Here is a 14,013-nt window from a genome sequence, read left to right as displayed (position 1 = left end):
AGATGGCTTCTTTTCCGTTCGTGCTGCGCTTGCCGAAGCACCGCATTTCTCCTCCGATTGGAGAAAGGAAAGCCCTTCGACAAGCTCGGGGCGAACGGGGTCGAGAGATTTCTTTGTGGCTTCGTGGCTTCGTGCGAATCAAACAACGCCGAGCCTGCCAAACGGGCCGACGCCGTAATATGACACGCACATGACGAACAAGTGACGGAAATATTGGGGGATTGACGCGAAACCGCTTTGCTGGGACTGGCGCGCGACAGAATCGGCGCGGCCGGAAACAGGGGGACATGCGATGAGGATCTTCACGTCGAAGCGCTTGCTGCTATCGGCGGCACTCGCCGGCTTGCTCGGCGGCTGCGCGCCCGCCGAGCCCGTGATCGCCGGCCTGCCCCCCGCGCCCGTAACGGCGAGCGGGGAGACGCAGCCGGTCGGCACCGGCAAGGCCGACGCCGCCGACGATCCGGCGATCTGGGTCGATCCCGCGAACCCGCGCCGCGCGCTGATCGTCGCGACCGACAAGAAGGCGGGGCTGCACGTCTATGACCTCACCGGCAAGGACCTGGCCTTCACCAAAGGCGGGCTGGTCAACAATGTCGATGTCGCGGGCGACATCATCGTCGCGAGCGACCGCAACGACGGGGTCAACGCGCATCTGGCGGTTTTCCGCCTCGACCCCGACAAGCCTGCCATCACGCCGCTCGGCCGCGCCAGCGCCGGAACGGGCGAAGCCTATGGCCTGTGCGTCCAGCGCAGCGCACCGGGCGCGCAGATCACCGCCGCGCTGATCGTGAAGGACGGCACCGTCCGCGTGGGCACGCTGACGCTCGCCGAGGGCGCACAGCCGGCATTCGCGGTGCAGTGGGAATATAAGATCCCGACCCAGTCCGAAGGCTGCGTCTTCGACGGCGACACGCTTTACGTCGGCGAAGAGGATGCGGGCATCTGGCGGTTGGTGCCGAATGGCACGACAGCAGACGCGACGCTCGTCGCGCCGGTCGACAACGAGCGCCTCGTCGCCGATGTCGAGGGTCTCGCGACGATCGACCACAAGGGCGAGCGCTATCTGATCGCGTCGAGCCAGGGCGACAATGCCTATGCGGTGTTCCGTCTGCCGGGGGTGGACTATGTCGGCCGCTTCGCGGTCGCCGCAGGCGATTTTGGCGCGACGAGCGAGACCGATGGGATCGAAGCGGTCGCGGGGAATTTCGGCGCCGCCTATCCCGACGGCATCTTCATCGCGCAGGACGGCGACAATGCACCGGACGCGCAGAATTTCAAGATCGTCCGCTGGGACCGCATCGCGGCGGCGCTGGGGCTGTAGAACGCCCGAAAATTCCCCGTCTCCCCGAGCGAAGACGAGGGGCTCGTTCGAGCGAAGCGAGAACCGGCAAGCAAGCGGCCTCGACTTCGCTCGGCAATGCCCCTCGTCTTCGCTCGGGGAGGCGGCTTCTGGGCACTGGTGCCTTGCCCTGACGTTCCATCGCGCCTAGGGGAGCCGCGTCTTTCCCGTCTCGCAAAAGGCCGCCTTCCCCATGACCGATCTCGTTCCCGTCCGCCGCGCCCTGCTGTCCGTCAGCGACAAGGCGGGCCTCGCCGAGCTTGCCGCCGCGCTCGTGCGCCACGGCGTCGAGCTGGTATCGACCGGCGGCACCGCCAAGGCGCTGCGCGAGGCGGGGCATGACGTGCTCGATGTCGCCGACCTGACGGGCTTTCCCGAGATGATGGACGGCCGCGTCAAGACGCTGCACCCGGCGGTCCACGGCGGCATCCTCGCGGTGCGCGACGACGAGCGCCATGTCGCCGCGATGGACGCGCATGGCATCGGTGCCATCGACCTTGTCGTCGTCAACCTCTACCCCTTCGCCGCGACCGTCGCCAAGGGCGCGCCGCGCGACGACATCATCGAGAATATCGACATCGGCGGCCCCGCGATGGTGCGTTCGGCGGCCAAGAACCACGCCTTTGTCGGCATCGTCACCGAACCGCAGGATTATGCCGCGCTGATCGAGGAGATGGACGCGAACGGCGGCGCGACCACGCTGGCGCTGCGCAAGCGGCTCGCCGCGACCGCCTTTGCCCACACCGCGACCTATGACGGGATGATCGCGAGCTGGTTCGCCTTCGCCGACCAGGGCAAGCTCTTCCCCGACACGTTGCCGCTCACCGCGAAGCTCGCCGGCGAGCTGCGCTATGGCGAGAATCCGCATCAGAAGGCGGCGCTCTACCTTCCCGCCGGCCCCGCCGCGCGCGGCATTGCGCAGGCAAACCAGGTTCAGGGCAAGGAGCTGAGCTACAATAATATCAACGACGCCGACGCCGCGCTCGATCTCGTCGCCGAGTTCCGCGAGGCCGATCCGACCTGCGTGATCGTCAAGCACGCCAACCCATGCGGTGTCGCGACGGCGGCGACGCTGACCGAGGCATGGAACGAAGCGCTCGCCTGCGACAGCGTGTCGGCCTTCGGCGGGATCGTCGCATTGAACCGGCCGCTCGACGGCGCGACGGCCGAGGCGATCGCGGGCATCTTCACCGAGGTCGTCGTCGCCCCCGATGCCGACGCCGATGCGCGCGCGATCTTTGCGAAGAAAAAGAACCTCCGGCTGCTGCTCACCGGCGAACTGCCCGATCCGGTGCGCGGCGGGTTCGTGATGAAGACGATCACCGGCGGCTGGCTCGCGCAGACCCGCGACAATGGCCGCATCACCCGCGACGATCTGAAGGTCGTGACGACGCGCACGCCGACCGACGCGGAAATCGCCGACGCGCTCTTCGCCTGGACCGTCGCCAAGCATGTGAAGTCGAACGCGATCGTCTATGCCAAGGGCGGCGCGACCGCGGGGATCGGCGCGGGGCAGATGAACCGCCGCGATTCGTCGCGCATCGCCGCGGTCCGCGCACGCGAGGCGGCCGAGGCCGCGGGCTGGGCAAGCCCACGCACCGTCGGCAGCGCGGTCGCGAGCGACGCCTTCTTCCCCTTCGCCGACGGCCTGCTCGCCGCCGCCGAGGCCGGCGCGACCTGCGTGATCCAGCCGGGCGGCTCGATCCGCGACGACGAGGTGATCGCCGCGGCGAACGAGGCGGGGCTGGCGATGCTGTTCACCGGGATGCGGCACTTCCGGCATTGATTCGATAGTGCGCGTCGCCCCGGCGAAAGCTGGGGCCGCTAGCGGTTTGCTCGTCGGTGTTGGACAAGGCCGATGGCGGCCCCAGCTTTCGCTGGGGCGACGAGTGGAGCTTGCAGGGGCTTTCTTTCGCACCACGCGGGCGGCATAGAAGCGCTGCGCCGGCCGCGCACGCAAAGGACCCGCATGACCGCCACCACCCGCAACAAGTCGATGATCCAGAATCTCTACAACTGGACCATGGAGAAGTCGGCGCATCCGCACGCCGAATATTGGCTCGCGCTGGTCTCCTTCGTCGAGGCGAGCTTCTTTCCGATCCCGCCGCATCCGATGCTCGGCCTGATGTGCCTCGCCGAGCCGAAGAAGGCGGTACGCTATGCGATCATCTGCACGCTCGCGTCGGTCGCGGGCGGCTGCCTTGGCTATGCGATCGGCTATTTCCTCTATGAAAGCGTCGGGCTGTGGCTGCTCGGCGCGCTCGGACTGACCGGCAGCTTCCCCGCCGCGGCCTGCTATTTGCGCGACTATGGGGCCGAAATCATATTGGTGAAGGGCGCGACGCCGATCCCGTTCAAGTTGCTGACGATCACCGCCGGCTTCATCCACATGAATTTCGTCACCTTCCTGTGGGCGAGCCTCGCGAGCCGCGCCTTTTCCTTCCTGCTCGTCGGCATATTGTTCCGGCTGTTCGGGGCGCCGATCAAGGCGTTCATCGACAAATATCTCGCGTGGGTCGCGGGCGGCTTTCTGGTCGCGGTGGTCGGCGGCTTCCTGATCGCCGGCGCGCTGTCGGGCGGCGGCGAGAAGACCGCCGACAAGTGCAGCCATGCGACGCTGGAGAGCATCGGATTGGAGGGGAGATAGGGACAAGTCGCAACAGCGCGTGTGTCCCCGCGAAGGCGGGGACCCATCTCCTGCCGGTTCGGAATAGCGCAGTCGGGTGATGTGCCCCCGCCTTCGCGGGGGCGCAGGACATTATATCGCGGCGCCTATTCGTTCGCCGCTGCATGCAGCCAGTCGGCGTGGCGCGGGGCCTTCTTGGTCCGGCTCCACTCCTCGAGCATCAGCGGCGCAACGCGGCGGAGTTCGGCATATTGCTCGTCGGAGCCGATGTCGCACGCCAGCTCGACGCGGTGGCCATTGGGGTCGAAGAAATAGATCGACTTGAAGATGCCGTGATGCGTCGGGCCGAGCACGTCGACGCCGTTCGCTTCGAGATGCGCCTTGGCCGCGACAAGCTCGTCATAGCTTCCGACCTTGAAGGCGAGATGCTGGACCCACGCGGGCGTATTTTCGTCGCGTCCCATGTCGGGCTGGTTCGGCAACTCGAAGAAGGCGAGGATATTGCCACCGCCTGCGTCGAGGAAGACGTGCATATAGGGATCATATTCGCCGGTCGAGGGCACATGATCCTCGGCAAAGGCGGTCGTGTAGGTCATGCCGAGCATGGCCTCGTACCATTCGACCGTCGCCTTCGCGTCCTTGCAGCGGTAGGCGGCGTGGTGAACGCCGCCGAGTTTGATCGGACTGGTCATTCGGCGGGTTCCTTTTCGACCGCCAGCGCGCCGCGGCGGATCTGGTCGAGTTCCATCGACTTGAAGAGCGCGGTGAAATTGCCTTCGCCGAAGCCCTCATCCTTCTTGCGCTGGATGAATTCGAAGAAAACGGGGCCGATCACCGTCTGGCCGAAGATCTGGAGCAGAAGGCGCGGATCGCCCTCGGTGGTCGAGCCGTCGAGCAATATGCCGCGCGCCTTCAGTTCCTCGACCGGTTCGCCATGCCCCGGCAGGCGCTCGGCGAGCAGTTCGTAATAGGTTTCGGGCGGCGACGGCGCGAACGGATTGCCGAGCGCGGCGAGCTTGTCCCACGCGTCGTAGAGATCGTCACAGGCAAAGGCGATGTGCTGGATGCCCTCGCCATTATAGGCGCGAAGATATTCCTCGATCTGGCCGCCGCCGCCCGCACCTTCCTCGTTCAGCGGAATGCGGATCTTGCCATCGGGGGCGGTCATCGCCTTCGAGGTCAGCCCGGTATATTCGCCCTTGATGTCGAAATAGCGGATCTCGCGGAAGCCCGCGATACGTTCGTAGAACGCCGCCCAATGCGCCATGCGCCCGCCATAGACATTGTGCGTCAGGTGGTCGATCACCTTGAGCCCGGCGCCGACCGGGTGGCGGTCGACGCCCTCTTCGTAGACGAAGTCGATGTCGTAGATGCTGAGGTCGTCACCATAGCGGTCGATCAGATAGATGATCGACCCGCCAATGCCGCGGATCGCGGGCAGGCGCAGTTCCATCGGGCCGGTCTTGACATGGGCCGGCTCGGCGCCGCGTTCGATCGCCTCTGCATAGGCCTTGGCGGCGTCGCGGCAGCGCCAGCCCATGCCGCACGCCGACGGGCCGTGCTCGGCGGCGAAATAGGCGGCGGGCGACCTGGGCTCGTAATTGGCGATCAGGTTGATGTCGCCCTGGCGCCACAATTGCACGTCCTTCGACCGGTGGCGCGCAACGCGGGTGAAGCCCATGCGTTCGAACACCGGTTCGAGAATCCCCTTTTCGGGGGCGGAGAATTCGACGAATTCGAATCCGTCGAGGCCCAGCGGATTTTCGAACAGGTCGGCCATGGTCATTCCCTCATATGGTTTCAATTGAAACTATTATGAGGGAATGAGGCGGACGAGTCAATGCGGCCCTCCCGGCGTCGATCAGAAACGCAGGGGCAGGAAATTTTGAATCACGCGAAGGCGCGAAGACGCGAGGACGATGGCTCGGACCGATGGGTCCCGATTTCATTTCACGCTGCGTTTGATGCGACGTCGAAGCGAAAGGCCGCTTCGCGGCGAGCGCGATCTCTTCGCATCTTCGCGTGAAACCCTTTCCTACGCCGCCGCTTCCTCGATCGCCTCCAGCGCATCCATCCACGCCGCCTCGACCCCCTCCAACTCGGCCGCCAGCTTGCCGCGGCGCTGCGCGAGGTCGCCCATCGTCAGACTGGCGAGCGCGGGTTCGGCGCCGTCCGGATCGAACATCGCGCGGTCGATCGCGCTGATCTGCGCCGCGAGTTCCGCCGCGCGCGCTTCCTGTTCCTTCGCCGCCTTGCGCAGCGCCGCCTGCGCCTCGCGCGCCTTTGCGGCCTCCTGCCGCGCCGCCTTGGCATCCTTGGGCTTGGCCGCGGGCTTCGCATCGTCGTTCGCCGCCGATTTTCCCAAAATGAAGGCGACATAGTCGTCCATCGTCCCGTCGAACTCGCGCGCGGTGCCGCCGTCGACGAGCACCAGCCGGTCGGCCGCCATTTCGAGCATGTGGCGGTCGTGGCTGACGATCAGCACCGCGCCGTCATAGCCGTTCAGCGCCTGCACCAGCGCCTCGCGCGCATCGACGTCGAGGTGGTTGGTCGGCTCGTCGAGGATGAGCAGGTGCGGCGCGTCGCGCGTGATCAGCGCGAGCGCGAGCCGCGCGCGTTCGCCGCCCGACAGCTTGCGCACCTCGGTCGTCGCCTTGTCGCCCGAAAAGCCGAAGCGCCCCAGTTGCGCACGCACCGCGCCCGGCGTCTTGCCCGCCATCACGCGTGTCATCGCTCCAAGCGGCGTATCGGCGCCGTCGAGTTCCTCGACCTGATATTGCGTGAAATAGCCGACGCGCATCTTGCCCGCGACCGCCACCCCGCCTTCCTCGGGCTTGAGCTGCGCCGCGAGCAGGCGCGCGAGCGTCGTCTTGCCGTTGCCGTTGCGTCCCAGCAGCGCGATGCGGTCGTCGGGGTCGATGCGCAGGTTGAGGCGCCGCAGCACCGGCTCGCCCGGCGTATAGCCGACGCTCGCATAATCGAGCGTGATCAGCGGCGGCTTCAGCTCGTCGGCAGGGCTCGGAAAATCGAACACCAGACTGGGGTCCTCGGTGAGCGCGGCGATCGGCTGCATTCGGGCCAATTGTTTCGCGCGCGACTGCGCCTGCTTCGCGGTCGAGGCGCGCGCGCTGTTGCGTGCGATATAGTCCTGCAGCTTGGCGCGCTGCGCATCCTGCGCCGCCTTCGCCGCGGCGAGTTGTGCGACGCGCTCGGCGCGCTGGCGTTCGAATGCGTCGTAACCGCCCGGATAGAGCGTCACCTTGCCGCCTTCGAGGTGGAGGATATGATCGACGACATTGTTCAAAAGGTCGCGTTCGTGGCTGATCACGACGAGCTGCCCCGGATAGGCGCGCAGGAAACTTTCGAGCCACATCGTCGCTTCGAGATCGAGGTGGTTCGACGGCTCGTCGAGCAGCAGCAGGTCGGGGTTCGAGAAAAGCAAAGCCGCGAGCGCGACGCGCATCTTCCACCCGCCCGAGAAGCTATCGAGCGGCTGCGCCTGCATCGCCTCGTCGAAGCCGAGGCCGCCGAGAATGCGCGCGGCGCGCGCCGGTGCGGTATAGGCGTCGATCGCGATCAGCCGCTCGTGGATGTCGCCGAGCCTGTGCGGGTCGGTTTCGGTTTCCGACGCCGCGATCAATTCGGCGCGCTCGCCATCGGCGGCGAGCACGGTCTCGAACGGCGTCGCGCTGCCGCTCGGCGCTTCCTGTGCGATATAGCCGATGCGCGTCTTGCGCGGCATTTCGATGCCGCCCTCGTCGCCTTCGAGGCTGCCGATCATCGCCTTCATCAGGGTCGACTTGCCCGCGCCATTGCGCCCGATCAGCCCGGTCCGGCTCTTTGCCGGCAGGCTCGCGCTCGCGCGGTCGAGGATGGTGCGCCCGCCGAGGCGCACGGTAAGGCCGTTGATCGTCAGCATGGCCGCGCCGCCTAGCACGGCGCGCTCGCGAGCCCAAGGGGCTGGATGCCCGCGCTCGCGGAACCCGCGCGAGGGGGCGTTGGTTGTTCGAAGGATCGCCGCGCAGCGTCGGTGCATTATCGACCAACGCGGCGCTGGCCGCCGGAGGACGCTCATGCTATCATCGCGCCACGATCCCGAATATTCGAACCTGCCCAGTCCCGACAAGTTCCAGCCGCCCGACGGCGGCACGCCGAACCCACACGGCCTCCTCGTAAATGCGACACTCGGAGAATGCCATGCAGTCCCCAGGAGATTTTGAGATGTCCAGGCGCGGCATGCTCGCCGCCAGCGCAGCGTCAGCGGCGGTGACCACCATCCCCGCTGCCCGTGCAAAGACCGCCTCTGCCCAGCCCGCGCCGTCGATGGCCAGGATCGCGCTGACGGTGAACGGCGAGGCGCGCGAACTCGAACTCGATACGCGCACCACCCTGCTCGACGCGCTGCGCGAGCATCTTCAGCTGACCGGGACCAAGAAGGGCTGCGACCATGGCCAATGCGGCGCCTGCACGGTGATCGTCGATGGCCGGCGGATCAACAGCTGCCTGTCGCTCGCGGTGATGCACGATGGCGACACGGTGACGACGATCGAGGGGCTCGGCACCCCCGACGACCTGCACCCGATGCAGGCGGCCTTCATCGTCCACGACGGCTATCAATGCGGCTATTGCACGCCGGGGCAAATCTGCTCGGCGGTCGCGGTGCTCGAAGAGATCGAGGCGGGAATCCCCAGCCACGTCACCGGCGACCTGACCGCGCCTGCCGAGGCGACGAATATGGAAATTCGCGAGCGGATGAGCGGCAATATCTGCCGCTGCGGCGCCTATTCGAACATATTGGAGGCGATCACCGAGGTCGCGGGGAGGCAGGCATGAAGGCCTTCACCTATGAACGCGCGGCGACGCCCGCCGGGGCGACCGCGGCCTTTGCCAAGGCGCCGGGCGCACGCTTCATCGCGGGCGGCACGAACCTGCTCGACCTGATGAAGTTGCAGATCGAAACGCCGGCGCATCTGATCGACGTCAGCCGCCTCGCGCTCGATACGATCGAGCCGACGAAAGAGGGCGGGCTGCGCATCGGCGCGATGGTGCGCAATACCGACCTTGCCGCCGATGCCCGCGTGCGGCGCGACTATGGCCTGCTCACCCGCGCGCTCGTCGCGGGCGCGTCGGGGCAGCTGCGCAACAAGGCGACGACCGCCGGCAATCTGCTCCAGCGCACGCGCTGCCCCTATTTCTATGACACCAACCAGCCGTGCAACAAGCGCCAGCCGGGCAGCGGCTGCGCCGCGATCGGCGGGGTAAGCCGCACCCTGGCGGTGGTCGGCGCGAGCGAGGCGTGCATCGCGACGCATCCGAGCGACATGGCGGTCGCGATGCGCGCGCTCGACGCCAGCGTCGAAACGGTCGACGCGGCGGGCAAGGCGCGCGCGATCCCGATCGCCGATTTCTACCGCGCGCCGGGGACCACGCCGCATCTCGAAACCATGCTCGAGCCCGGCGAGCTGATCACCGCGGTGACGCTGCCGAAGCCCATGGGCGGCACGCATATCTATCACAAGGTGCGCGACCGCGCCTCCTACGCCTTTGCGCTGATCTCGGTCGCGGCGGTGGTGCAGAAGGACGGCAGCGGGCGCGTCGCGCTCGGCGGCGTCGCGCACAAGCCGTGGCGCGTCGAGGCGGCCGAGGCCGACATGCCGCGCGGCGCGAAAGCCGTCGCGAGCGGGCTGCTCGCCGGTGCGAAGCCGAGTCACGATAACGCCTACAAGCTGCCGCTGGTCGAGCGAACGCTCGCCGGGGTGCTGGCCGAAGCGAAGGGTTGAGCCATGAAATTCGACACGCCCGCGACGACCAACCCGATCGACCGGCTCAAGGTGATCGGCAAGCCGACAAACCGCATCGACGGCCCGCTCAAGACCACGGGCGCCGCGCCCTATGCCTATGAGCAAAGGGATATTCCCGCCAACGCCGCCTATGGCTTCATCGTCGGATCGGCGATCGCCAAGGGGCGGCTCGTGTCGGTCGACACCGCCGATGCCGAAGCCGCGCCCGGCGTGCTGACGATCGTTACCGCGGCCAATGCCGGCACGCTCGGCAAGGGCGATTTCAACACCGCAAAGCTGCTCGGCGGCCCCGACATCGAACATTATCACCAGGCGATCGCGCTCGTCGTCGCCGAGACGTTCGAACAGGCGCGCGCCGCCGCGGCGCTCGTCCGTGCCGACTATGCGCGCGCCAGGGGCGCCTTCGATCTTACTGCCGCGATGGATTCGGCCGCCCCGCCCAAGCCGATGTTCGGGACGATCGCCGACACCGCGGTCGGCGATTTCGACGCCGCCTTCGCCGCCGCGCCGGTGACGCTCGACGCGCGTTACACGACCCCCGATCACAGCCATGCGATGATGGAACCGCACGCGACGATCGCGGCGTGGGAGGGCGACAGGCTGACGCTGTGGACCGCGAACCAGATGGTCGCCTGGTCGGTCGGCGACATGGCAAAGACGCTCGGCATCCCCAAGGAGAATATCCGCCTCGTCTCGCCCTATATCGGCGGCGGTTTCGGCGGCAAGCTGTTCATCCGCGCCGACGCGCTGATGGCGGCGCTCGGCGCGAAGGCGGCTAAGCGGCCGGTGAAGATCGCCCTGCCCCGCCCCTTCATCGCCAATAATACGACGCACCGCCCCGCGACGATCCAGCGCATCCGGCTCGGCGCAACGAAGGACGGCAAGATCACCGCGATCGGGCACGAAAGCTGGTCGGGCGACCTGCCCGGCGGCGGCCCCGAAACCGCGGTCGGCCAGACGCGCCTCCTCTATGCCGGTCCCAACCGGATGACGAAGATGCGGCTCGCGGTGCTCGACCTGCCCGAAGGCAATGCGATGCGCGCGCCGGGCGAAGCGCCGGGGCTGATGGCGCTCGAGATCGCGATGGACGAAATGGCCGAAAAGCTGGGAATGGACCCGATCGACTTCCGCATCCTCAACGACACACAGGTCGATCCCGAAAAGCCCGAGCGGCCTTTCTCGCAGCGCCAACTCAACGAATGCCTGACGACCGGCGCCGGCAAATTCGGCTGGGCGAAGCGCAGCGCGAAACCCGGTGCAACGCGCGACGGGCGCTGGCTGACCGGCATGGGCGTCGCCGCCGCCTTCCGCAACAATATCAATGCGACCTCCGCGGCGCGGGTGCGACTCGACAAGGCGGGGGTGGTGACGGTCGAGACCGACATGACCGACATCGGCACCGGCAGCTATACGATCATCGCGCAGACCGCGGCCGAGATGATGGGCGTGCCGCTCGACAAGGTCGTCGTGAAACTCGGCGATTCGGCCTTCCCCGTTTCGGCAGGATCGGGCGGGCAGTGGGGGGCGAACAGCTCGACCGCGGGCGTCTATGCCGCCTGCGCCAAGCTGCGCGAAGCGGTGGCGGCGAAGCTTGGCCTCAACGCCGCCGACGCCGAATTCGTCGATGGCGAAATACGCTCGGGTGACCGCCGCGTATCGCTCGGCGAAGCGGCGGGCGATGCCGGCCTCGTCGCCGAGGACAGGATGGAATATGGCGACCTTGCCGACAAATATCAGCAATCGACCTTCGGCGCGCATTTCTGCGAGGTCGGGGTCGATGCCGCGACCGGCGAGATCCGCATCCGCCGTATGCTCGCGGTGTGCGCCGCGGGGCGCATCCTGAACCCCAAGGCCGCGCGCAGCCAGGTGATCGGCGCGATGACGATGGGCGCGGGCGCCGCCTTGATGGAGGAGCTGGCGGTCGACAAACGCTTCGGTTTCTTCGTCAACCACGACCTTGCGGGCTATGAGGTGCCCGTCCACGCCGACATCCCGCATCAGGAGGTGATCTTCCTCGACGAAACCGACCCGACGACCTCGCCGATGAAGGCGAAGGGCGTCGGCGAGCTTGGCATCTGCGGCGTTGCGGCGGCGGTCGCCAACGCGGTCTATAATGCGACCGGGGTGCGCGTGCGCGACTATCCGGTCACGCTCGACAAGCTGCTGGGCGGACTGCCCGCGATCGCATGACCGGGCGGGGCCGTCAGCGGAGGTCGGCCGGACGGTCGATGTCGGCGAGTTCGGCCGCCGGCGCCGCGACGAGCCGCGCCGCGCCGAGCAGCGCACGGCCGCCGCGATCGCCGCTGCTGTCGCGGAGGGTGTCGAACAAGGACCGCGCGAAGAGCGCCGGGGGCATCGCGATGCCCTCGCGCGCCGACGCCACGACGGGCGCTTCGTCGGGGTCGAAGCCGGCGAGCAGCGCGCGCAAATGGTCCGTGCGCACGAAGGGCATGTCGCCGAGCAGCACGAGGGCCGCCCTTGCCCCGGCTACAGCTGCCGCTTCGATACCGAGCGCGAGCGAGTGCGACAGGCCGAACTCGGGCTCCGCATTGACCTTTATCGCAAAGCCGAGGCGTGCGAACTCGCCGGCGAGCGGGCTTTCCTCGGCGCACACGGCGATCCGCACCCCGGCGTCGAGGACCGCGATACGCCGCGCGGCGTGGAGCGCGAGCGGCACCCCGCCGAGCGGTTCGGCGAGCTTGTCGCGCGCGCCGAAGCGCTGCGATCGGCCCGCGGCGAGCAGGACCGCCGCAATTGCCTCGGGTTCGATCATCGCCTGCTCTCCCACGCGCCGCGCGCTGCGCACGGCCGCAGGAATGCCAGCCAAATGACCGGCTTGGCAATCCGTCCCGACGATATTCTGCGCTTCGTGGGCGCGTGCGCCGATGAGGGCGTGGCGGCGGCGCTCGTTACCCTGGCGGCAATCGAAGGTTCGTCGCCGCGCGCGATCGGGGCGCAGATGGCGGTCGCCGAAGACGGCCGTTCGATCGGCTCCTTCTCGGGCGGCTGCATCGAAGCGGCAGTGGTCGCCGAGGCGCGCGGCGTCCTCGCCGCCGATCGGGCGAAGCTGGTGCGCTTCGGCGCGGGGTCGCCCTATATCGACGTGCGCCTGCCGTGCGGCGGCGGCATCGACCTGCTCTTCACCCCGCGCCCCGACCGCGCGGCGATCGACGCGGCGCTGGCGCGGATCGACGCGCGGCAAGGCGGCGGACTGATCCTGTCGCCGCGCGGCGTCCATGCGGCCCAGGCCGACGTCGAAACGGGATGGAGCGGCGACTGTTTCGCGCTTCGCTACCCGCCGCGGCTGCGCATCGTCGCGATCGGGCAGGGCGAGGATCTGATCGCGACCGCGCGGCTCGCGCAATTTTACGGCGCCGAAACGCTCGCCTTTTCGCCGCTGCCGCGCGATGTCGCCGCGCTCGAATGCCAAGGCATCGCGGCGCGCCACCTCGCGACGCGCCACAGGCTGCCCGCGCTGCGGTCGGATGCCTCGACGGCATTCATCTTTCTGTTCCACGATCGCGATTGGGAGGAGACGCTGCTCCCCTGGGCGCTCGCGCAGCCCGCCTTCTATATCGGCGCAGTGGGAAGCCCGCGCGCGCAGGCCGCGCGGCGCGGGATGCTGGCGGCGAACGGTGTCGACCGCACGGCGCTCGCCGCGCTCAGGCCGCACGTCGGCCTGATCCCCTCAACCCGCGACCCCGCAACGCTCGCGCTCTCGATCGTCGCCGAAATCGTCGAAATATTCGGGGCAGGCACGAGCGTCGCCGGCGTTTCGCGCGAGCATGGCGTTACAGCAAGCGATGCCGCTAAACGCCAAATCCCGTTCGGGCACGATTGACGATCACCCAAGCAGCCCCGACTGGAGCAGCCGACTGTCGTTTGGGCATATTCAAAAGACGCTATCGTCCGTTCACGACCGCTAGGGGCATTCTGCGCCTTATATCGTCATTCCAGCGAAAGCGGATATCCAAGGCGTGCGTCGGCTAACCCACACTGGATTCCCGCGTTCCCAGGCACACCTTTATTATAACTCGCTCGCGATAGGGATTTGAACCATCTGCAGCGCCATGAAATCGGCCGTTTTCCATAATACCGGGCTACGGTTGACGGCTTCTCTTAGACGCGAGTTCGCCAATGCGAACTACATATCTCGATCCTCACAATGACGCTCTACTGAATTCAACCGAATAGGCTCAATCTGCCGATTGACTCAGAGATAATTGTAATCAATTGAAATACCACAG

Annotated in this window: 11 protein-coding genes; 7 read left to right on the top strand and 4 right to left on the bottom strand. The window is 67.4% G+C overall.

Going from position 1 to position 14,013, the window contains the following annotated elements:
• Positions 1 to 292: 292 nt before the first annotated feature.
• The 3 genes from KNJ79_RS02830 (at position 293) to KNJ79_RS02820 (ending at position 3,986) form a co-directional block, all read left to right on the top strand.
• Positions 293 to 1,321 (top strand): phytase, encoded by a 1,029-nt coding sequence (locus tag KNJ79_RS02830; protein WP_317152720.1) that lies wholly within the window; start codon positions 293 to 295, stop codon positions 1,319 to 1,321.
• A 211-nt stretch (positions 1,322 to 1,532) separates the two neighbouring features.
• Positions 1,533 to 3,125, top strand: coding sequence for a bifunctional phosphoribosylaminoimidazolecarboxamide formyltransferase/IMP cyclohydrolase (gene purH, locus KNJ79_RS02825; RefSeq protein WP_317152719.1), 1,593 nt, complete (start codon positions 1,533 to 1,535; stop codon positions 3,123 to 3,125).
• 210 nt (positions 3,126 to 3,335) lie between these two features.
• Positions 3,336 to 3,986 carry a YqaA family protein gene (locus KNJ79_RS02820; protein ID WP_317153848.1) on the top strand — a complete coding sequence of 217 codons (651 nt, stop codon included), beginning with the start codon at positions 3,336 to 3,338 and terminating at the stop codon, positions 3,984 to 3,986.
• A gap of 125 nt (positions 3,987 to 4,111) precedes the next feature.
• Here KNJ79_RS02820 and KNJ79_RS02815 read toward each other — a convergent pair whose 3' ends face one another.
• From KNJ79_RS02815 to KNJ79_RS02805, 3 genes are all read right to left on the bottom strand, one after another.
• Positions 4,112 to 4,657 carry a VOC family protein gene (locus tag KNJ79_RS02815; RefSeq protein ID WP_317152718.1) on the bottom strand — a complete coding sequence of 182 codons (546 nt, stop codon included), beginning with the start codon at positions 4,655 to 4,657 and terminating at the stop codon, positions 4,112 to 4,114.
• Positions 4,654 to 5,745, bottom strand: a complete 1,092-nt coding sequence (gene hppD, locus KNJ79_RS02810; RefSeq protein WP_317153847.1) for a 4-hydroxyphenylpyruvate dioxygenase — start codon at positions 5,743 to 5,745, stop codon at positions 4,654 to 4,656. Before hppD ends, KNJ79_RS02815 begins: the two co-directional genes overlap by 4 nt.
• Before the next feature lie 255 nt (positions 5,746 to 6,000).
• On the bottom strand, positions 6,001 to 7,884 hold the full coding sequence (locus KNJ79_RS02805) for an ABC-F family ATP-binding cassette domain-containing protein (protein ID WP_317152717.1): 1,884 nt from the start codon (positions 7,882 to 7,884) through the stop codon (positions 6,001 to 6,003).
• A 278-nt stretch (positions 7,885 to 8,162) separates the two neighbouring features.
• Between KNJ79_RS02805 and paoA the strand changes: the two genes are divergently transcribed.
• From paoA to paoC, 3 genes are read left to right on the top strand one after another with little or no spacing between them, the layout of a single operon-like run.
• Entirely contained in the window at positions 8,163 to 8,798 is a 636-nt protein-coding gene (gene paoA / locus KNJ79_RS02800) for an aldehyde dehydrogenase iron-sulfur subunit PaoA (protein ID WP_089216827.1), read from the top strand.
• Positions 8,795 to 9,745, top strand: a complete 951-nt coding sequence (locus KNJ79_RS02795) for an FAD binding domain-containing protein (protein ID WP_317152716.1) — start codon at positions 8,795 to 8,797, stop codon at positions 9,743 to 9,745. Before paoA ends, KNJ79_RS02795 begins: the two co-directional genes overlap by 4 nt.
• 3 nt (positions 9,746 to 9,748) lie before the next feature.
• Complete coding sequence (gene paoC / locus KNJ79_RS02790) at positions 9,749 to 11,956, top strand: aldehyde oxidoreductase molybdenum-binding subunit PaoC (RefSeq protein WP_317152715.1); 2,208 nt, start codon at positions 9,749 to 9,751, stop codon at positions 11,954 to 11,956.
• Positions 11,957 to 11,969: 13 nt separating this feature from the next.
• Here paoC and KNJ79_RS02785 read toward each other — a convergent pair whose 3' ends face one another.
• Positions 11,970 to 12,593 carry a nucleotidyltransferase family protein gene (locus KNJ79_RS02785; protein ID WP_317152714.1) on the bottom strand — a complete coding sequence of 208 codons (624 nt, stop codon included), beginning with the start codon at positions 12,591 to 12,593 and terminating at the stop codon, positions 11,970 to 11,972.
• Between KNJ79_RS02785 and KNJ79_RS02780 the strand changes: the two genes are divergently transcribed.
• On the top strand, positions 12,594 to 13,607 hold the full coding sequence (locus tag KNJ79_RS02780) for an XdhC family protein (protein ID WP_317152713.1): 1,014 nt from the start codon (positions 12,594 to 12,596) through the stop codon (positions 13,605 to 13,607).
• Positions 13,608 to 14,013 lie beyond the last annotated feature (406 nt).

It is taken from the genome of Sphingopyxis indica, from assembly GCF_032879645.1.
GTDB classification, from domain to species: Bacteria; Pseudomonadota; Alphaproteobacteria; order Sphingomonadales; family Sphingomonadaceae; genus Sphingopyxis; species Sphingopyxis indica.
The sequence above is the reverse complement of the archived record's forward strand: the minus strand, read 5'-3'. Positions and strand labels throughout refer to the sequence as shown.

What these genes read in the sequence shown, in the direction of transcription:
- KNJ79_RS02820 (WP_317153848.1), top strand. Translation starts at nt 3,336, where the DNA reads ATGATCCAGAATCTCTACAACTGGACCATGGAGAAGTCGGCGCATCCG.
- KNJ79_RS02780 (WP_317152713.1), top strand. Translation starts at nt 12,594, where the DNA reads ATGACCGGCTTGGCAATCCGTCCCGACGATATTCTGCGCTTCGTGGGC.
- KNJ79_RS02805 (WP_317152717.1), bottom strand. Translation starts at nt 7,884, where the DNA reads ATGCTGACGATCAACGGCCTTACCGTGCGCCTCGGCGGGCGCACCATC.
- KNJ79_RS02830 (WP_317152720.1), top strand. Translation starts at nt 293, where the DNA reads ATGAGGATCTTCACGTCGAAGCGCTTGCTGCTATCGGCGGCACTCGCC.
- purH (WP_317152719.1), top strand. Translation starts at nt 1,533, where the DNA reads ATGACCGATCTCGTTCCCGTCCGCCGCGCCCTGCTGTCCGTCAGCGAC.
- hppD (WP_317153847.1), bottom strand. Translation starts at nt 5,745, where the DNA reads ATGGCCGACCTGTTCGAAAATCCGCTGGGCCTCGACGGATTCGAATTC.
- paoC (WP_317152715.1), top strand. Translation starts at nt 9,749, where the DNA reads ATGAAATTCGACACGCCCGCGACGACCAACCCGATCGACCGGCTCAAG.
- KNJ79_RS02815 (WP_317152718.1), bottom strand. Translation starts at nt 4,657, where the DNA reads ATGACCAGTCCGATCAAACTCGGCGGCGTTCACCACGCCGCCTACCGC.
- paoA (WP_089216827.1), top strand. Translation starts at nt 8,163, where the DNA reads ATGCAGTCCCCAGGAGATTTTGAGATGTCCAGGCGCGGCATGCTCGCC.
- KNJ79_RS02795 (WP_317152716.1), top strand. Translation starts at nt 8,795, where the DNA reads ATGAAGGCCTTCACCTATGAACGCGCGGCGACGCCCGCCGGGGCGACC.